Below are 19,111 nucleotides of genomic sequence, written 5' to 3'. Positions count from 1 at the left end.
GGGGTTGTGTGGACGCGCACGCGTCGGCAGCCCCGGCGTCGGGGGATGGCCGTGTCGGTTGTCGGGTGGCTCGGGGTTGCCGTGCTCGTGGCCGGTGGTGCCGCCGGGGGCCTGTTGTGGTTCCTCGGCTGGCCGCAGCTGCCCGCGAGCCGCCAGTTCGACGTCGGGCAGCTGCTCGACCTGCTGAAGATCACCCTCTCCGTCGTGGCCGGGTTCGGTGGCGTGGTGCTGCTTGCCGTCAGCTACCGGAAACAGCGGGTGGCGGAGGACGAACACGCTCTTGCCGTTCAGCGGGCCGATCGCGAAGTCGTCCAGAAGTTCAACGAACGCTTCGGCAGCGCCGCCGAGCAGCTGGCCAACGAAAGCCCGGCCGTCCGGCTCGCCGGTGTCTACGCGATGGCCGGCCTGGCCGACGACTGGGCCGACAAGCGCCAGGTCTGCGTCGACGTTCTCTGCGGCTACCTCCGCATCACGCGGGAAGGTGACGGCGAGATCGAGGTGCGGGAGGCGATCCTGCGGGTGATCCGTGACCGGACCACGGGTTCCTGGTCGGCGCTCGACTTCGACTTCACCGGCGTCACCATGGAAAACGCCGATTTCGCGCGACGGCGGTTCGCCGGCGAGGTGCTGTTCGTCGGCGCGGAGTTCGCCGGCGGCAAGGTGGACTTCGCCGACGCCTTCCTCCAGTCCTCGTCGGTGGCCTTCTTCCGGTGCCGGTTCACCGCGCCCGTGCTGGACTTCAGGCAGCTGGACTTCGCCTTCGGCCGGCTGGTGTTCGACCGCTGCGACTTCACCGACCTCGAGCTCGACCTCTCGAGCAGGCGCGGCTACGGATCCGCGGTCCTGCCGGCCCCGGTGCTCGCCGAGAACTGCCGGTTCGAACGGTGCCGCGTCGACCTGAGCGGGGTCGCCGGGCGGATCCGGCTCACCGGTGGGGTGCTCGACACCGTGACCGTCGTCGACCAGGACGACGACGACGAGATCGCTCTCCCGTGGCAGGACGTCGAGCTGCGCGGCGGCACGGCCCTGCCTTCGCGCCGCGCGATCACCTGATCAGCGCAGCATCGGCAAGGTCGTGCTCGTTTCCCTAGCCGCAGAACTCCGGCAATGCGCTGTCCACCAGCTCGATCGGCCGCAGCGAGCCCACCTCGACCTCCTGCCGCACCGGGCCGGACCGCACGGTCAGGAACAGCCGCCACGGGATGCGCGTGGCCGGCTTCGCGGGTGGGCAGCTCACGTGGAACCGGACCACGAACTTGATCTTGTGGCCGGCCGGGGCGGTGACCGGCAGGGGGATCAGCTTCGGCGGCGTGAGCCAGTAACCCTCGGTGAACCACCCCAGCGGCAGCTGTCCCGGCTCCTTGACGGTCAGCCCGGCCGGCACCTCCGCCCGCACCGACTCGATCACGACGTCGCTGTCCTCGTCGTTCGCCAGGACCTGCGCGAACTGCAGGCCGGCCGCTCCGGTGCTCGAATGGTTCTCGACCTCCCCGGTCAGGGGCTGCCAGCCCGGTTCACCCGGGCCCGGCTCCCGCGTCAGCACGACGATCACCACCACGAGCACCACGACGACGAGCGCGGCGACCAGCAGCCGCCGCCACGTCCTCGACCGGGAACGCGACGGCGGCAGCACTACCGGTGGTGCCGGCTCGAACCCGGCGAACTCCCCCATGACGAGGACGGTAGCCGGACGGCCGCCGTCGCGGCGGTGGAACGGCTCAGCTCGGCACCTCGTCCAGGTACGCCCGAGCCTGCAGGGTGAACAGATCGGCGTACCCCGCCTTCGCCGCCATCAGCTCCTCGTGCGTGCCGTACTCCGCGACCTTTCCGTGGTCCAGCAGCAGGATCCGCTCCGCCTGCCGCACCGTCGAGAACCGGTGGGAGATGTACAGCGTCGTCCGCCCTTCGGACAGCGAACGCAGCCGCTCGAACAGGTCGTGCTCGGCCTGGGCGTCCAGCGCCGACGTCGGCTCGTCCAAGATCAGGATCGGCGCCTCCCGTTGGAACGCCCTGGCCAGCGCGATCTTCTGCCACTCGCCCCCGGACAGGCTGACGCCCTGGTCGAACCAGCGGCCCAGCGGGCTGTCGTAGCCGGAAGGCAGCCGCTCGATGCGCTCGTCCGCGCCCGCCCGGGCGGCCGAATCCTCGATGTGCGGGCGATCTTCCAGCCGCGAAAGGTCGCCGAGGCCGATGTTCTCCGCTGCCGTTCCCTGGTACGTCACGTAGTCCTGGAACATCGCGCTGATCCGCTTGCGCAGCTCGACCGGGTCGTACTCGCGGATGTCGACACCGTCCAGCAGGATGCGGCCGTCCGTCGGGTCGTACAGCCGGCACAGCAGCTTGAACAGCGTCGACTTGCCAGCGCCGTTGCGGCCCACCACCGCCACCGTCTCGCCCGGGCGGATCTCGAAGCTGACGTCCTCCAGCGCCGGCTCGTCCGCACCCGGGTAGGCGAAGGTGACCGAGTCGAACTCGATGTGACCCTCCACAACAGGAGGAACGGGCCGTGGGGACGCCGGCGCCGTGATCTCCGGCTTCGTGTCCAGGAACCGGTACAGCGTGTCCAAGTACAGGTTGTTCTCGTACATCCCCGAAAACGCCGTGAACAGCCCGGACACCGACGTCTGCACGGACGTCGCCGCGGCCGTGTACAACGCCAGGTCGCCGAGGGTGAGCCGGCCGCCGACCGCCTCCAGTGCGATGTACAGCGCGATCGCCGAACCCGCGAGCGTGCTCAGCAGTCCCCAGGACGTCGAACTGATGTTGCGGTTGATCGTCAGCTTCCGCTGCCGCTCGTACGAGACCACTCCCAGCCGGCGGAACCGGTCGACGAAGTACGGGCCGAGCCCGAACAGCTTCGTCTCCTTGGCGTAGGTGTCCGTGGTGACCAGCGACGACAGGTAGTCCATCCGCCGCTTGATCGGCGACATCAGGAACGTCAGCCAGAACGCGCGCGAGCCGTACTTGGACTGCGAGATGAACGCCGGGATCGGCGCCACCAGCGCGACCAGTGCGAGCAGCGGGCTGATCGCGACGAGCAGCGCGACCATGCTGCCGAACGTGATCAGCGTCCGCACGAGCCCCAGGGCGGAGTTCATCATCGACAGCGGCCGCGTCGGCGCCTCCTGCGCGGCCTGGCGCAGCATGTCGTAGGACGTGGACCCCTCGAAGTACGCGAGGTGCAGGTCGCTGGCGTGCGCCATCACCTGGTGGCGGATGGTCAGCGTCATGCGTTCCTGCAGCAGCGACTGCGCGATCGACGTCAGCGCGCTGCTGATCGCGGTCGCGGCGAGCACGCCGAACTGGAGCAGCGCGACGTTCACGATGTCGCCCGTGGTCCCCTTGCCCTGGATCGCCGCGACGACGGCGTCGAGCAGCAGCTTCGCGATGTACGCGGTCGCGGTCGGCAGCAGCCCCGACAGCAGCGTGATCAGCGCCAGGAGAATCGTCAGGACCGGGCTGGCCTGCCAGGTCAGCTTGACGACCTTCGGCAGGCCGCGGACCGTGCCCGCTACGGACGTCTTCGCGCGCTTCAACCGGGAGCGCAGATCCTTCGGCTGGTCGTCCTGCTTCGGTTCGGGAATGTCGACGGGCCCGGTGAGCCCGCTCTCCGGCACCGTCACGGCGTGCCGCCGCCGGCCGCGCCGGGCCATCATGAACTCCATGCCGCCCCCGCCGCCCGGGATCACGGGGCCTCCACGGCGCCGTGCAGGAAGACGTCGACCACCTGGCGCGTGGTGGGCGCGTCACCGTCCGCGGCCATCGGGCGGCCGCCGAAGAGCAGGGCCAGGAACAGCGAGGCGAGCTGCTCGGGCGGCAGCCGCAGCCGGTCCTTCTCGGGTGTGAACAGTTCGACCATCGCGCCGCGCATGGCGGCCATCGATTCCCGGCGGCTGCCCTTCCAGCTGCTGCGCCGGTCCTTGAGGCGCTGCTCGGGGTCGCGCAGCTTGTGCCGTCCGGACGCGTGCAGGGCGCCCATCAGGGTGCCCATCCGCTCGAGGTGGGCGCTGAGCGCTTCGGCGGCCTCGACGAGCCGGTCTTCCAGGGGCTGGTCCAGGGGGATGTCGGCGATCGCGTCGAGCACGTGGTCGGGCCGCAGCGCCTCGGTGGTGCAGGCGTCGAAGAGCTCGTCCTTGTCCTTGAACGCGCGGAAGATCGTGCCTTCGCCGATGCCGGCGGCGCGGGCGATCTGGCTGGTCGTCACGCTGGTGCCGTGTTCCATCAGAAGCGGCAGCACCGCGTGCACGATCATGGCGCGCCGGGCTTCGACGCTCATGCCCGGCGCTCGCCGCCGGGTTTCGGGTGCTGGTGTCATGCGACCAGTGTGCGGAGTGAGTACTCACTCCGTCAAGCGAGTACGCCTGCGGCGAAAGCGGAAAGGGCCGCCCCGGACTCCCGGGACGGCCCTCTACCTGCGTCAGCTCAGTACGTCATCGCCATGGCGGGGTCGGCCAGCAACGCGCCGACGTCGGCCAGGAACTCCGAGCCCTGCTGACCGTCGATCACCCGGTGGTCGAAGCTCAGCGACAGCTGCATCACCTTGCGGACCTGCACCTGGCCGTCCACCACCCACGGCGTGTCGCGGATCGAGCCGAGCGCCAGGATCGCCGACTCGCCCGGGTTGATGATCGGGGTGCCCGTGTCGATGCCGAAGACGCCGATGTTGCTGATGGTGAACGTGCCGTTCGCCATGTCGGCCGGCGTCGTCTTGCCCGCCCGCGCGGTTTCCGTGAGCTGCGTCAGTGACTCCGCCAGCTCCTTCAGCGACATCGAATCGGCGTCGCGGATCTTCGGCACGATCAGCCCACGCGGCGTCGCCGCGGCGATCCCGAGGTGCACGTAGTCCTTGTAGACGATCTCCTGCGCCGCCTCGTCCCAGACCGCGTTGATGTCCGGAGTGCGCTTCGCCGCCAGGCACACGGCCTTCGCGGCGAACGTCAGCGGCGTGACCTTGATCCCGGCGAACTCCCGCGACTTCTTCAGCTTCTCGCGGAACTCCATCATCGGCGTGACGTCGATGGTCAGGAACTCCGTGACGTGCGGAGCGGTGTACGCGCTCTGCACCATCGCGGCCGCGGTCATCTTGCGGACGCCCTTGACCGGCACGCGCCGCTCACGGGATCCACTGTCCACAGTGGACGTGACGACCGGAGTGCCGTTGGCGGCGCGCTCCACGTCGTCGCGGGTGATGACGCCACCCTCGGCGCTGCCGGTCAGTGCGTGCAGGTCGACGCCGAGGTCCTTCGCCAGCTTCCGCACCGGCGGCTTGGCCAGCGGCACGTACCCACCCCGCGGGGCGGGAGCGGGAGCCGCGGGAGCAACCGGGGCAGGCGCGGTGACAGCGGCAGCCGGAGCCGCCGCGGGGGCAGCCCCCTTGCGGGCGCGCCGTTGCGTGACGACGGCCTTGGAGCCGTACCCGACCAGCGGCTTCATCTCTTCTTCCTCGGCCGGAGCCGAGGCAGCGGGAGCGGGCGCGGCGGCAGGAGCGGGCGCGGCCGCACCACCCGGGTCGACGTCGATGGTGAGGATCGGCGTGCCGACCTCCACCGTCTGCCCCGGCTCGACGTGCAGCTCCGTGACGACCCCGGCCCACGGGATCGGCAGCTCGACGGCGGCCTTCGCGGTCTCGATCTCGACCACGATCTGGTTCACCGTCACGGTGTCGCCCGGCTTCACGTGCCAGGACAGGATGTCGGCTTCGGTCAGCCCCTCCGCCGTGTCGGCCAAGGGGAATTGCTTGTACGTGGGCATTGCGCGGAAATCCCCCTTACCAGGACAGTGCTCGGTCGACGGCGTGCAGCACCCGGTCCAGGTCGGGGAGGTAGTGCTCCTCGAGCTTGGCCGGCGGGTACGGCGTGTCGAACCCGGTCACCCGGAGGACGGGCGATTCCAGCGAGTAGAAGCACTCCTGCTGGACGCGCGCGGCGATCTCCGAAGTCAGCGACGACTCGGACGGCGCTTCCGACAGCGCGATCAGCCGTCCGGTCTTGCGCACCGACTCGAACACCGGGCCCAGGTCCAGCGGCGAGAGCGTGCGCAGGTCGATGACCTCGAGGGACTTGCCCTCGTCCGCGGCCGCGGCGGCCGCGTCGAGGGCGACCTTCACCGACGGGCCGTACGCGACGACCGTCGCCGTCGTGCCTTCGCGCACGACCTGCGACGAGAAGCACGAGACCGGCGTAGCGGCGACGTCGATTTCGGCGCGCAGCGCACCCGAGTGGTACAGCCGCTTCGGCTCGAAGAACAGGACCGGGTCGTCCGACTTGATCGCCTGCTGGATGCCCCAGTAGGCGTCGACGGCGTTGGAGATCGAGACGACCTTCAGGCCGGGGATGTGGGCGAACAGCGACTCCGGCGACTCGGAGTGGTGCTCCACCGCGCCGATCCCGCCGCCGAACGGCACCCGGATCACGACGGGCATCTTGATCTTGCCCTGCGTCCGGTAGTGCAGCTTCGCCAGCTGCGAGGAGATCTGGTCGAAGCCGGGGAAGATGAAGCCCTCGAACTGGATCTCGCACACCGGCCGGAAGCCGCGCACGGCCAGGCCGACCGCGGTGCCGATGATGCCCGACTCCGCGAGCGGCGTGTCCAGCACGCGCTGCTCGCCGAAGTCCTTCTGCAGGCCGTCGGTGATCCGGAAGACGCCGCCGAGCTTGCCGACGTCCTCCCCCATGATCAGGACCTTCGGGTCTTCTTCCATCGCGCGCCGCAGGCCGAGGTTGATGGCCTTGCCGATGGTGAGTTTCTGGAGGTCGGACATCAGTGCTCACCTGCCGATACGAAGCCGTCGAGGTAGGACAGGAACTCTTCGCGCTGCGCGTCCAGCACCGGGTTGCCCTCGGCGTAGACGTTGCTGAAGATCCTCTCGGGCGGCGGCTCCGGCATGTTGAACGTGTACTCGCGCAGATCGGCGGCGAACGCGTCGGCGTCGGCCTGGACGCTGTCGAAGAACGCCTGGTCGGCGTAGCCGCCGCGGGCCAGGTACGCCCGGACGCGCTCGATCGGGTCCTTGAGCTTCCACTCCTCGAGCTCGTCGGAGAGCCGGTAGCGGCTGGGGTCGTCGGTCGTCGTGTGCGCGTCCATCCGGTAGGTGAACGCCTCGATCAGCACCGGGCCGTTGCCGTGGCGGCACTCGTCGAGCGCCCAGCGCGACACCGCGAGGCAGGCGAGGACGTCGTTGCCGTCGACGCGGATGCCGGGGAAGCCGTAGCCGCGGGCGCGCTGGTACAGCGGCAGGCGCGACTGGCGCTCGGTCGGCTCGGAGATCGCCCACTGGTTGTTCTGGCAGAAGAAGACGAGCGGCGCGTCGTAGACCGCGGCCCAGACGAAGCCCTCGTGGACGTCGCCCTGCGAGGTCGCGCCGTCACCGAAGTAGCAGATCGTGGCTTCGCCGTCGTCGTCGCCGACCTTGCCCTCGAACTTCTGGCCCATCGCGTAGCCGGCGGCGTTGAGCACCTGGTTGCCGATCACGATGGTGTACGGGTGGAAACCGTGGCGCTGGTAGTCCCAGCCGCTGTGGTCGGTGCACCGGAAGATGCCCAGCAGGTCCTTCATGTCGACCCCGCGCGCGTACGCGACGCCGTGCTCGCGGTAGCTGGGGAACGCCATGTCGCCGGTCTTCAACGCCCGGCCGGAGCCGATCTGCGCGGCTTCCTGCCCGAGCAGCGGGACCCAGATGCCCAGCTGGCCCTGGCGCTGCATGGCGTTGGCCTCGCGGTCGGCCCGCCGCACCAGCACCATGTCGCGGTACAGCGCGCACAGCGCTTCGGCGTCGACGTCCTCGACGTACTTGTCGAACTGGGGCGAGGGGACCCGTTCGCCTTCGGGGGTGAGCAGCTGAGTCAGCTCAGCGCCACCTTCGCTGGTTGCCCGCAATCCGGCGATCACCTGCTCGGGGGAAGGCTGGGCCGCGACGGCGGCCGGCCCGTCTCCGGGCTCCGGGTGCGTCCACTGTTCGGACGGCATGCGCAGTACTCCTCGTGTCGGTGCCTCTGGCGGCCGCTTGTGGCGACCACAGCGACTGCACCGGCGGGGACCAGCGCATCGGGTCCGAAGCGCTCGGTCACCGTCGGCGTTGACGGTTCACGCCGACATCCTGGCACGAAGGTCCACGCTTTGGTGAGTCACGGATACTGATTTGTTGCTGAGAAAGGCCTCCTGAACAGGGGAAACGTTAGGAAGCCCGAGCATCGGACCTACGAGCGTAGGGAATCGACGCGCGTGCTCACCAGGGGTCGTGAGGGGTTTAGGGGGGTTCCCACCCCCTAACCACTCACGAGGGGTGAGCGACCTTGTGACGTGCCGCACGTCGGGACGCGCGTGGCACGATGGCGGCGTGGAGCAAAAATCCGTGCGTGAATCCGTCGTGTCGTCGTGGACCAACGACGTCATCCCGAGCCTGTCCGGGCTGGTGGCGATCCCCGCCTTGTCCCCGGCCTTCGACGCCGAATGGGCGAAGAGCGGCCACCTCGCCGCCGCCGTCGACCACGTCCGCGAGTGGATCGCCGGGCGCGGCCTGCCCGGCGCGAGCCTGGAGGTCGTGCAGCTCGGAGACCGGACCCCCGTCCTGCTCGTCGACGTCCCGGCGACCCCGGGCGCGGCGGACAAGGGCACCGTCCTGATGTACGGCCACCTCGACAAGCAGCCCCCGGTCGGCGGCTGGTCCGAAGGCCTCGGCCCGTGGACCCCGGTGATCCGCGACGGCCGGCTGTACGGCCGCGGGTCCGTCGACGACGGCTACTCCGGCTACGCGGCGACCACGGCGATCGAAGCCGTGCACGCGGCCGGCGGCGAGCACGCCCGCATCGTGCTGCTGCTGGAGACCGGCGAGGAGTCCGGCAGCCCCGACCTGCCCGCCTACGTCGAGCACCTGGCCGACCGCATCGGCGACGTCTCGCTGGTGGTCTGCCTCGACGCCGGCGGCAGTGACTACGAACGGTTGTGGCTGGTCACGAGCCTGCGCGGGATGCTGCACCTCGACGTCACGGTGCAGCTGCTGGGCTCGGCGCAGCACTCCGGCGTCGCCAGCGGTGTCGTCGCCAGCTCGTTCCGCATCCTGCGGCACCTGATCGAACGCCTCGAGGACAGCGCGACCGGCGAGCTGCTGCTGGACGAGCTCAAGGTCGACGTCCCGGCGAACCGGCTGTCGGAGCTCAAGGCCGTCTCCCAGGACTTCCCGGAGGCGCTGTCGAAGGCGTTCCCGCTGGTCGAAGGCGGCCGCGTGATCACCGAGGACGCGCTGGAGCTGATGCTCAACAACGCGTGGCGCCCAACGCTGTCGGTGATCGGCGCCGACGGCTTCCCGAAGCCCGCCGACGCCGGCAACGTCCTGCGCGAGAGCACCACGTTGACGTTGAGCTTCCGCCTCCCGCCGACGGTCGACGCCGAGAAGGCGCTCGAAGCCGTGAAGCGCGTCCTGACCACCGACGTCCCGTACGGCGCGAAGGTCACGCTCGACGCGCCGCAGGCGGAGAACGGCTGGAACGCACCGACCGAGTCGCCCTGGCTGACGACGGCCCTGCGCACGGTCAGCGACGAGGTCTTCGGCCGGCCGCACCGCGCGACCGGCATGGGCGGGTCGATCCCGTTCATGGGCCTGCTCTCGCGCAAGTACCCGGAGGCGCAGTTCCTGGTCACCGGCGCGTGCGGCGCCGACTCGAACATCCACGTGCCGGACGAGTGGCTGCACCTCGGCTACGCGCAGCAGGTCACCGAGGCCGTCGCCCACATCCTGGACGCCCACGCCCGCGGCTGAAGTCTTCCCGAGCCGGCGCGTTCCAACCTTGGGACGCGCCGGCTTTGGTGTTGCCTCGATCGAGTTTGTATTACCGTGTAATACTTTCCTGGGCATCGGACCGGAGCACGCAGTGGAGGCGGCGCTGACAGTGGTGGTCCTGCTGCCGGACCAACATCCGCCGGACGGTGTTTGGCTGGTTGCGACGGCTTGGCCCGCGGACAAGCGGACCCGGCAGGTTTATCAAGGAATTTGGGAGGTTTCGTGATCACGGACGAAGAACTTCTCGCTCGCGTGGCAGAGGCCGCGGAGGCCGATCCGGGCGCCGACGCCGAGGTCAACTGGGTGCGGCACCAGCGGCCGTCCAAGAACCCCACCGCCGTCTACAGCGTGCGCATCCCCGTCGACCGGATCGAGGAACTCAGGCAGCTTGCCGTCGAACGGAACGTCCAGCCGACCGCGTTGATCCGCACCTGGGTGCTCGCCCAGCTCGACGCCGCGAAGGGCGGTGACGAGGAGGCGCGGAAGTGGGAAAACGACGTCCGCGCCACCATCGACCACCTGCGGAACCTGCTCGACGAACGGACCGCCTAGGCCAGCCGGGTCAGCTGCACCGAGACGTCCAGAATGGACTGCCCACCCCCGGTGAAGATCCCCTTCAGCGGCGCCACGTCCGCGTAGTCCCGGCCCATGGCCACCCACACGTGCCGCGGCCCGACCTGGATCGCGTTCGTCGGGTCGTACGCCCACCAGCCGCCGGTCCAGACGTCGACCCACGCGTGGGACTCGCCTTCGACGACCTCGCCGAGCTTCGCGCCCGGTTTCGTGTGCAGGTACCCCGACACGTACCGCGCCGGCACCCCGATCGCGCGCAGCATCACCAGCGTGACGTGCGCGAAGTCCTGGCACACGCCTTCGCGCGCCTGCCAGGCGTCGGTCGCCGTCGAGTGGACGCCCGTGGTTCCCGGCTGGTACTTGAGCTGCTTGTTCACCCACTCGCAGACCGCCAGCACCGCGTCCGCCGGGTCCAGCCCGCGCCGCAGTGCGCGGGCCTCGCGCGCCAGCGTGACGTCGCGCGGGGTGTAGTCGGTCGGGGTCAGGTACTCGGTGCGGTGGTCGACGACCGTGTCGGAACGCAAGTCCTTCCACGACGCCGTGCGGATCGGTTCGGCTTCGTCCGCGGTCTCGACCACCGAGGTCGCCAGCACGGTGAACTCCGTGTGCGGCGCGTGGAGGTCGAACGACGTCACCGTCGTGCCCCAGTAGTCGGTGTACCGGTAGGCGCGGGTGGCCGGGGTCGTCTCGATGCGCGTCGCCACCGTCGTCTGGCGGCGGTCGGAGCGCGGGGTCAGCCGGGCCTCGTTGTACGACTGCGTCGCCGGTGTCGCGTACCGGTACCCCGTCCGGTGCGCCACCCGCAGCTGCCACGTCACAGCGAAACCTCCGCGCCACTCCACGCCACCCACGGCGACGTGCTGAAGTACTGCAATGAAACCGCTTCCCCGATTTCCCTGATCGACGTCTGCAGTGCCGTCAGCCGGCGCGGCAGGTCGGTGAGCAGCTCCGACGGGCGCAGGAACTCCAGCTCGCTGCGGGCCCGGCCGAGCTCGCGCAGGGCCTCCGACTTCTCGTTGGTGCGCGCGCCGCCGCCCGGGTCGAGCCGCTGCAGGCACTCCTCGGCCTGCCGCAGCGCGTGGAACACCGAACGCGGGAACAGCGTGTCCCGCAGCAGGAACTGCACGACGCGGCCGGCGTCCAGTGCGCCCCGGTACGTCCGCAGGTAGGTGTCCTGCGCGCCGGCCGAGCGCAGCACCGTGATCCAGCCCGGCGAGGACGCGCGGTCCGCGACCCGCGAAAGCAGCAGCCGCACCACCATGTCGGCGCGTTCGATCGAGCGGCCCAGCACCATGAACAGCCAGCCGTCGTCGCGGCTCATCGTCGAATCGGCGAGGCCGGCGAACATCGCCGCGCGCTCCTCCACGAACGACAGGAACGCGTGCGGGCCGGCGCGCCGGGCGTAGCGCTGCCGGTCGGGCACCGCGTTCCACGTCGCGTTCAGGCATTCCCACAACTCGGTCGAGACGACCTCGCGGGCGCCGCGCGTGTTCTCGCGCGCCGAGTTGATCGAGCCGACGATCGACGCGGGGTTGTCCTTCCCGTACGCCACCAGCTCGGTCAGCTTCCACACGTCCAGCGACTCCGCGCCCTCCGGGTCGATGCCCAGGACGGCCAGTAGCTGGCGGCTCGCCTGGTCCGGGTCGACGGTCGCGTCTTCCAGCAGCTGGTGGACCGAGACGTTGAGGATGCGGGAGGTGTCGTCGGCGCGTTCGACGTACCGGCCGATCCAGTACAGCGATTCCGCGTTGCGTGCGAGCATGCGAACCCCCCTAGCTCTGCTGTTGCTGCTGCTGTTGCTGCTGGGACGTCGTCAGTTCCGGCCCCTGCTCGGCGGCCAGTCCATCCACAGTGGACATGGTGCCGAGCGCGGGTTGCTCCAGCTCGCGCTCGGCCGTCGACGCACGGGACGCCAGCACCCAGGTGTCCTTCGAGCCACCGCCCTGCGAGGAGTTGACGACCAGGCTGCCCTCCGGCAGCGCCACCCGCGTCAGGCCACCGGGGAGGACGAAGATCTCCTTGCCGTCGTTGACGGCGAAAGGCCGCAGGTCGACGTGCCGCGGCGCGAGCCGGTCGTCCACCTTGGCCGGCACGGTCGAGAGCTGGACCACCGGCTGCGCGATCCAGCCCCGCCGGTGCGCGCGCACCTTGCGCCGCAACGTGTCCAGCTCCTTCTTCGTCGCCTCCGGCCCGAAGACGATCCCGTAGCCGCCGGAGCCGTCGACCGGCTTCACGACCAGCTCGTCGAGGTGGGTCATGACGTGGTCGAACTCGTCCGGCAGCCAGCAGCGGAAGGTGTCCACATTGGGCAGCAGCGGCTTCTCGTTCAGGTAGTACTTCACCATCTCGGGCACGTAGGTGTAGACGAGCTTGTCGTCGCCGAGTCCGTTGCCGATCGCGTTCGCGACCACGACGTTGCCCGCACGGGCCGCGTTCTGGATGCCGGCGACGCCGAGCACGGAGTCCGGCCGGTAGTGCACCGGATCGAGGAACTCGTCGTCGATCCGCCGGTAGACGACGTCGACCTGGCGCTCGCCCTCGGTGGTCCGCAGGTAGACGACGTTGTCGCGGCAGAACATGTCGCGGCCTTCGACCAGTTCGACGCCCATCAGCCGGGCCAGCAGCGAGTGCTCGAAGTACGCCGAGTTGTGCACGCCGGGGGTGAGCACGACGACCGTCGGGTCGGCGACGTTCGCCGCGGCCGCCGCACGCAGCGCCCGGAGCAGGTGCGACGCGTAGTCGCCGACCGGTCGCACCCGGTGCTGGGCGAACAGGTCCGGGAAGACCCGGGCCATCGTGCGCCGGTTCTCCATCACGTACGACACCCCGGACGGGTTGCGGAGGTTGTCCTCCAGCACCCGGAAGGTGCCCTCCTCGTCCCGCACCAGGTCCACACCGGACACGTGGATGCGCACGCCGTTCGGCGGGTTGATGCCGAAGGCCTCCCGGTGGAAGTGCTCGCACGAGGTGATCAGCCGCCGCGGCAGCACGCCGTCGCGCAGGATCTGGCGGTCGCCGTAGACGTCGGCGAGGAACGCTTCGAGCGCGCGGACCCGCTGGGCGACCCCGCGCTCGATCTTCGTCCACTCGGCGGCCTGGATCACCCGCGGCACCAGGTCCAGCGGAAACGGCCGCTCCTGTCCGGACAGCGAGAACGTGATGCCCTGGTCGACCATCGCCCGGTCCAGGGCGAGCGACCGCGAGTTGAGGTCGTGCGCGTCGAGGGCCGCGATCGATTCGTACAGCGCCCGGTACGGGCCGCGGACCGTGCCGTCGGTGGCGAACATCTCGTCGTAGGCCTCGGCGTGCGGCCGTTCCGGCGAGAGGTATCCCTCGAACCGGTCTCCCGGACGGGTGATCCGGCCGGCCGCCGCCTTCCTCGCGCGTCGACCGGACGGGGGCAGCCGCGGCGGGGTGGCGTTCATGAACGACATCCTTACTCACGCCACGGGGTGGGCGCGATACCCGCGGTACGACGCGCGTCGCTCTAAACATCGCCGTAACTTCACGGTGCTGTGCTTTGGTATGGATGAGTGGCAATATGCGTGCTCTCAGAACCTGAGAACTACGAGGAGTGACGACGTGGCCCGAGGAACCCAGCTCAAGGCGATCGCCCTGCTGCCTGCGTTCGCCCTGGTCGGCTTGACCGTGGCGTGCGGAGCGGGAGGGAGTGGCGCGGGCAACGTGGGCACCAGCAGCTCCGCGCCCGCGCCGGGCACCGGATCGGGTGACGCAGGCACGGTTGCCAAGGACGACGCGCTGGCCGCCATGGTGCCGGCCGACGTCAAGGCCGACGGCAAGATCGTGGTCGGCCAGGACCAGAGCTACCCGCCGAACGAGTTCGTCGACAACGGCAAGCCGGCCGGCTTCGACGTCGACCTCGGCACCGCCATCGGCCAGGTGCTCGGCGTGCAGATGGACTTCCAGAACGCCGCGTTCGACGGGATCATCCCCGGCATCGGCGCCAAGAAGTACGAGCTGGCGATGTCGTCGTTCAGCATCAACGCCGAGCGGCTGCAGTCGGTCGACATGATCTCCTACTACAGCGCGGGTACCTCGCTGGCCGTGCTGAAGGGCAACCCCGACGGCCTGAAGATCGACGACCTGTGCGGCAAGAAGGTCGCCGTCCAGAAGGGCACCGTGCAGGTCGAGGACCTCGACAAGAAGAACGCCGCGTGCACCGGCGCGGGCAAGCCCGCCATCGAGGTCACGCAGCTGCAGGCCCAGACCGACGTCAACCTGGCCCTCACCGCCAAGCGCGTGCAGGGCGAGCTGGCCGACTCCCCGGTCATCGACTACGCGGTCAAGCAGACCAACGGCCAGCTCGAGTCGGTCGGCGCGCCGTACGACACGGCGCCGTACGGCATCGTGCTGCCGAAGAACAGCGGTGACTTCGGCAAGGCCGTCCAGGGTGCGATCCAGAAGCTGATCGACAGCGGCGCGTACAAGAAGATCCTCGACAAGTGGGGTCTCAACGCCGCCGGCGCGGTCACCAAGTCGGAGATCAACCCGGCCTCCTGAGTCTGTCGAGTTAGGACGTGGTTTTGAGTTCCTCCGAAGCGCCTCCCGCCGAGGCGCCGAACGACGCCGAGCCCATCAAGGCCGTCCCGGTGCGCCACTACGGGCGCTGGGTGGCCGGGGTGATCGTGCTCTTCGTCGCGTTCATCGTGGTCCGCAGCGTGATCACGAACGACGCTCTGCAGTGGCCGGTCGTCGGGGACTACCTCTTCGACGACCGGGTGCTGCGCGGCCTGCAGAACACCCTGATCCTGACCGTGATCTCGATGCTGATCGGGATCGTCGGCGGCATCCTGCTGGCCGTGATGCGGCTCTCACCGAACCCGCTGACCTCGGGGGCGGCGGGCATCTACATCTGGCTGTTCCGCGGCACGCCGCTGATCACGCAGCTGGTGATCTGGAACTTCCTGGCGCTGGCCTACCCGCGCCTCGGCCTGGGCGTCCCGTTCGGACCGGAGTTCGTCAGCTGGGACACCAACCAGCTGATCACCCAGTTCACCGCGTCCCTGCTCGGCCTCGGCCTCAACGAGGCCGCGTACATGGCGGAGATCGTGCGCGGTGGCATCCAGTCGGTCGACTCGGGCCAGCTGGAAGCGGCGAGCGCGTTGGGCATGAGCCGGACGAAGACGCTGCGGCGGATCATCCTGCCGCAGGCGATGCGGGTGATCATCCCGCCGACCGGCAACGAGACGATCTCCATGCTGAAGACGACGTCGCTGGTCGTGGCCATCGGGTACTTCGAGCTGATGGTCGCGGTGCAGACCATCTACTCGCAGAACTACAAGACGGTCCCGCTGCTGATCACGGCGGCCGCCTGGTACCTGTTCATGACGTCGGTGCTGACCCTGATCCAGATGCAGATCGAGAAGCGCTTCGCGCGGGGTACCTCGCGGGACGTCGTCCAGCGGGCTGGCTGGCGGTCGAGGGTGTTCGGCCGGGGCGGAGGGAACGTCACATGACCACCGAGGTCGCCGAGCCGAAGACCCCCGTGGTCTCGGCGCAGAAGATCTACAAGAGCTTCGGCAGTGTCGACGTCCTCAAGGGCATCGACCTCGAGGTGCGCGAGCGGGAGGTGCTCTGCCTGATCGGGCCGTCCGGCTCGGGCAAGTCGACGCTGCTGCGCTGCATCAACCACCTCGAGAAGATCGACGCCGGCCGGCTCTACGTCGACGGCGTGCTCGTCGGCTACAAGCAGCGCGGCGACAAGCTGCACGAGCTGCGCGAGAACGAGGTCGCGTTCCAGCGCAAGGACATCGGCATGGTGTTCCAGCGCTTCAACCTCTTCCCGCACATGACGGCGATCGAGAACGTCATGGAGGCGCCGATCCAGGTCCGGCGCGAGCCGAAGGCCGAGGTGCGGCAGCGCGCGCTCGAGCTGCTGGAGCGCGTCGGCCTCGCGGACAAGGCGAAGAACTACCCGGCGCAGCTGTCCGGCGGGCAACAGCAGCGCGTCGCCATCGCCCGGGCGCTGGCGATGAAGCCGAAGCTGATGCTGTTCGACGAGCCGACGTCCGCGTTGGACCCGGAACTCGTCGGCGACGTCCTCGGCGTGATGAAGCAGCTCGCCAAGGACGGCATGACCATGGTCGTCGTCACCCACGAGATGCAGTTCGCGCGCGAGGTGGCGGACAAGGTCCTGTTCATGGACGGCGGCGTCGTCGTCGAAGAGGGACCGCCCGAGCAGATCATCGGGAACCCGCGCGAAGAGCGGACCAAGTCCTTCCTGGCCCGGGTGCTGAACCCCAACGCCTGAGGGCTGTGACATCCGGGGCTTCGCCCCAGCCGGGGGCTCCGCCACCCGGAGCCCCCGGAAGAAGCAGAGTGCGGCGGAAACGGTGTTCCGGCACCGTTTCCGCCGTTTTTTCGCTACCTTGATGGCGGGTGAGGGAGGGGGCAGGCATGTCGACCGAAAGCGCGTTGCCACCGCTGGACCCCTTCGCGGGCATTCCGGACCGCCGCTACGAGGTCAAGGCCTCCGACCTGCTGAAACCCGGCAGCGCTGGCCTGATGCGCTGGCGGCGGCAGGCCACGAACGCCCCGATCGTCTACGTCGAGGACGCCTACATCACCGGGACGCTGGACCTGCGGGCCGCGGACCTCAAGTACCTCTTCCGGTTCGAGCGCTGCCGGTTCGAGCAGCCACCGGACGTGCGCGAGGCGCACCTGCTCGGCCTGGTCTTCCGGAAGTGCTGGCTGCCCGGGCTCAAGGCCCGCAACCTGCGCAGCCGCAACGACGTCCGGCTGATCCGCAGCGTCGTGCAGGTCGACGGGGACCGGCGGGAGATCGAAGAGACGACGGTCCAGCGCGGTGACGACCGCGAACGCGGCATGCCGAACGCCGCGGTCAACCTGACCGACGCCGTGATCGAGGGCTCGATGGTGCTCACCCGCACCGTGATCTCGCACCCGCACGGCAAGGCGATCCACGCCGACCGGCTCGTGCTGAACGGCGCGCTGCTGGCGTACCGGATGGTCGCGAACGGCGAAGTCCGGCTCCCCGGCCTGAGGACCGGCGGTAACGTCAATTTCTCGGGCGCCACGCTGAACAACCCGGACGGCTTCGCGCTCAACGGCAACGGCCTGCACATCGGCGGCAGCCTGCTGTGCGAGGTCGACAACTACGGGCCGGCCAGCCAGCGCAAGCGGTTCTCCGCGACCGGGATCATGTACCTGCCGAGCGCCACGGTGGACAGCGACATCTCGCTGCGCGAGGCCAAGCTGACGGTGTCCCAGCACGGCCCGATCGCCGTCGACGCGTGGAAGTCCAACGACCCGTACATCGACCCGCGGCCGGCGCTGGTCGCCGACCGGCTGCGCGTCGACGGCAACGTCGAGCTGTCCGACGGCCTGCAGGCACTGGGCACGCTGCGGATGGTCAACGCCCGGATCGGCGGCTCGCTGCGGCTGGCCGGCGCCGAGATCCGCGTCGAACGCGGCAAGACCGTGCCGTACTACGACCGCGCCCTGCACCTCGACGGCACCGAGATCGGCGGCGACATCGAGGCGACGAGCCTGCGCGTGCCGACGGGACAGCTGCGGCTGGCCGACGTCACCGTCGGCGGCAACTTCCTGGCCTGGAACTCGATGTTCCGCCACCCGGGCCGGGACGTGTTTTCCGCGCGCCGGTCGAAGATCGCGGGCAACTTCCAGCTCACCGACGCCACGATCCACGGCACGCTGCGCCTGCAGGGTGTGGAGGTCGGCGGCAGCATCAACCTGGCGGGCACCCGGCTGACCGACCCGGGCCGCCGCGCGACCAGCAGTTATTCCCTCGACGTCCGGACCGGCCGGGTCGGCCGCGACCTGACGCTCCGGGACGCCAACGGCCGCCCGTTCGTGGCCGAAGGCGGCGTGAACCTCGACGGCGCCCAGGTCGCCCGCCGCGTGGACCTCCGCGGTTCCCAGCTCGGCTCACTCCCCCCGTTCGGCGTCGCCCTCGACGCGGGCGACGTCGCCTCGGACGAGTTCATCCTGACCCCGAGCAGCCCACCGGCGGGCCGCATCGTGCTGAGGCGGGCCCACTGCGGAACGCTGAGCGACAACAAGCAGTTCTGGGCGGCCTCCGACGGCATCGAGCTGGAGGACTTCCGCTACGACGCGCTGAAGAAGGGCATCCCCCTCGCCGACGACAAGGCCCTCGACGAGCGCATCGAGCTCCTGCGCAAGGCCATGCGCGGCTACCGGCCAGGGCCGTACGACCAGCTCGCGCACATGCTGCGCGCGGCCGGGAACGAAGAGCACGCCTCGACGGTGGCGTTGCGCAAGCAGCAGTTCAGGTACGAAGCGCTGGCCGGCGGCTTCAAGTTCTTCGGCCCGGGAGTGCGGCTGTGGAGCTGGCTCCAGCGCTCGATGGTCGGCTACGGCTACCGCCCGGTCCGCGCCCTCGGCTGGCTCCTGACACTGCTGGTACTGGGCAGCCTCTGGTTCGGCTTGGGTTCCGACAACTGCGTCAACGACAAGTCCGGCCGCTTCGTGGCCAGCGGCCCGCGCTGCGTGGTGAACCAGCAGGACACCGGCCTGCAGTGGAACCCGGTGATCTACACGGCCGACCTGCTGGTCCCGATCGTCGACTTCGGCAACAAGTCGAGGTGGTACATGCACGGCCCGGACAACTGGGTGGCGGCGGGCTTCACAGCCTCAGGATGGATCTTGGCCACCACCGTGGCGGCGGGTGTCAGCCGCATGCTGCGCCGCGACAACTGAGCGACGGCCGGCCAGATCTCCCCAACCCCAGCCCCCACCCTC

16 protein-coding genes are annotated in these 19,111 nt (G+C 69.6%); 7 read left to right on the top strand and 9 right to left on the bottom strand.

What is annotated here, in order from left to right; translation table 11 throughout:
* Positions 1-45: 45 nt before the first annotated feature.
* The gene (locus tag ACLJQE_RS04185) at positions 46-1,053 is read left to right on the top strand and encodes a hypothetical protein (protein ID WP_410637586.1); all 1,008 of its coding nucleotides are present in this window, start codon (positions 46-48) and stop codon (positions 1,051-1,053) included.
* Positions 1,054-1,087: 34 nt separating this feature from the next.
* Here the strand turns inward: ACLJQE_RS04185 and ACLJQE_RS04180 are convergent, their stop codons facing one another.
* The 6 genes from ACLJQE_RS04180 to pdhA form a co-directional block, all read right to left on the bottom strand.
* A complete protein-coding gene (locus ACLJQE_RS04180; RefSeq protein ID WP_410637585.1) occupies positions 1,088-1,672 on the bottom strand; it encodes a hypothetical protein in 585 nt (194 codons plus the stop codon).
* Between the two features lie 46 nt (positions 1,673-1,718).
* A complete protein-coding gene (locus ACLJQE_RS04175) occupies positions 1,719-3,665 on the bottom strand; it encodes an ABC transporter ATP-binding protein (protein WP_410638312.1) in 1,947 nt (648 codons plus the stop codon).
* Positions 3,666-3,685: 20 nt separating this feature from the next.
* The gene (locus ACLJQE_RS04170) at positions 3,686-4,276 is read right to left on the bottom strand and encodes a TetR/AcrR family transcriptional regulator (RefSeq protein WP_410638311.1); all 591 of its coding nucleotides are present in this window, start codon (positions 4,274-4,276) and stop codon (positions 3,686-3,688) included.
* A 146-nt stretch (positions 4,277-4,422) separates the two neighbouring features.
* Entirely contained in the window at positions 4,423-5,751 is a 1,329-nt protein-coding gene (locus tag ACLJQE_RS04165) for a dihydrolipoamide acetyltransferase family protein (RefSeq protein WP_410637584.1), read from the bottom strand.
* Between the two features lie 16 nt (positions 5,752-5,767).
* Positions 5,768-6,760 carry an alpha-ketoacid dehydrogenase subunit beta gene (locus ACLJQE_RS04160; RefSeq protein WP_410637583.1) on the bottom strand — a complete coding sequence of 331 codons (993 nt, stop codon included), beginning with the start codon at positions 6,758-6,760 and terminating at the stop codon, positions 5,768-5,770.
* Positions 6,760-7,965: a pyruvate dehydrogenase (acetyl-transferring) E1 component subunit alpha gene (gene pdhA / locus ACLJQE_RS04155; RefSeq protein ID WP_410637582.1), complete on the bottom strand. Its 1,206-nt coding sequence runs from the start codon at positions 7,963-7,965 to the stop codon at positions 6,760-6,762. The genes ACLJQE_RS04160 and pdhA overlap by 1 nt, the downstream gene beginning before the upstream one ends.
* 370 nt (positions 7,966-8,335) lie before the next feature.
* Between pdhA and ACLJQE_RS04150 the strand changes: the two genes are divergently transcribed.
* On the top strand, positions 8,336-9,754 hold the full coding sequence (locus ACLJQE_RS04150; protein WP_410637581.1) for a M20/M25/M40 family metallo-hydrolase: 1,419 nt from the start codon (positions 8,336-8,338) through the stop codon (positions 9,752-9,754).
* Between the two features lie 243 nt (positions 9,755-9,997).
* Complete coding sequence (locus tag ACLJQE_RS04145) at positions 9,998-10,327, top strand: hypothetical protein (RefSeq protein ID WP_410637580.1); 330 nt, start codon at positions 9,998-10,000, stop codon at positions 10,325-10,327.
* Here ACLJQE_RS04145 and ACLJQE_RS04140 read toward each other — a convergent pair.
* From ACLJQE_RS04140 to ACLJQE_RS04130, 3 genes are read right to left on the bottom strand one after another with little or no spacing between them, the layout of a single operon-like run.
* The gene (locus ACLJQE_RS04140) at positions 10,324-11,166 is read right to left on the bottom strand and encodes a transglutaminase family protein (protein ID WP_410637579.1); all 843 of its coding nucleotides are present in this window, start codon (positions 11,164-11,166) and stop codon (positions 10,324-10,326) included. The two genes, ACLJQE_RS04145 and ACLJQE_RS04140, sit on opposite strands and share 4 nt — an antisense overlap.
* A complete protein-coding gene (locus ACLJQE_RS04135) occupies positions 11,163-12,110 on the bottom strand; it encodes an alpha-E domain-containing protein (RefSeq protein ID WP_410637578.1) in 948 nt (315 codons plus the stop codon). Before ACLJQE_RS04135 ends, ACLJQE_RS04140 begins: the two co-directional genes overlap by 4 nt.
* 10 nt (positions 12,111-12,120) lie before the next feature.
* Positions 12,121-13,782 carry a circularly permuted type 2 ATP-grasp protein gene (locus tag ACLJQE_RS04130; RefSeq protein ID WP_410637577.1) on the bottom strand — a complete coding sequence of 554 codons (1,662 nt, stop codon included), beginning with the start codon at positions 13,780-13,782 and terminating at the stop codon, positions 12,121-12,123.
* 148 nt (positions 13,783-13,930) lie between these two features.
* Here ACLJQE_RS04130 and ACLJQE_RS04125 point away from each other — a divergent pair, with 148 nt between their 5' ends.
* The 4 genes from ACLJQE_RS04125 (at position 13,931) to ACLJQE_RS04110 (ending at position 19,069) form a co-directional block, all read left to right on the top strand.
* Complete coding sequence (locus tag ACLJQE_RS04125) at positions 13,931-14,869, top strand: ABC transporter substrate-binding protein (RefSeq protein WP_410637576.1); 939 nt, start codon at positions 13,931-13,933, stop codon at positions 14,867-14,869.
* Between the two features lie 23 nt (positions 14,870-14,892).
* The gene (locus ACLJQE_RS04120; protein WP_410637575.1) at positions 14,893-15,825 is read left to right on the top strand and encodes an amino acid ABC transporter permease; all 933 of its coding nucleotides are present in this window, start codon (positions 14,893-14,895) and stop codon (positions 15,823-15,825) included.
* The gene (locus ACLJQE_RS04115; RefSeq protein WP_410637574.1) at positions 15,822-16,619 is read left to right on the top strand and encodes an amino acid ABC transporter ATP-binding protein; all 798 of its coding nucleotides are present in this window, start codon (positions 15,822-15,824) and stop codon (positions 16,617-16,619) included. The genes ACLJQE_RS04120 and ACLJQE_RS04115 overlap by 4 nt, the downstream gene beginning before the upstream one ends.
* Positions 16,620-16,765: 146 nt before the next feature.
* A complete protein-coding gene (locus ACLJQE_RS04110; RefSeq protein ID WP_410637573.1) occupies positions 16,766-19,069 on the top strand; it encodes an oxidoreductase in 2,304 nt (767 codons plus the stop codon).
* The last annotated feature ends 42 nt before the right edge of the window (positions 19,070-19,111 follow it).

This window comes from Amycolatopsis sp. lyj-346 (genome assembly GCF_046548975.1).
GTDB lineage: Bacteria > Actinomycetota > Actinomycetes > Mycobacteriales > Pseudonocardiaceae > Amycolatopsis.
The sequence above is the reverse complement of the archived record's forward strand: the minus strand, read 5'-3'. Positions and strand labels throughout refer to the sequence as shown.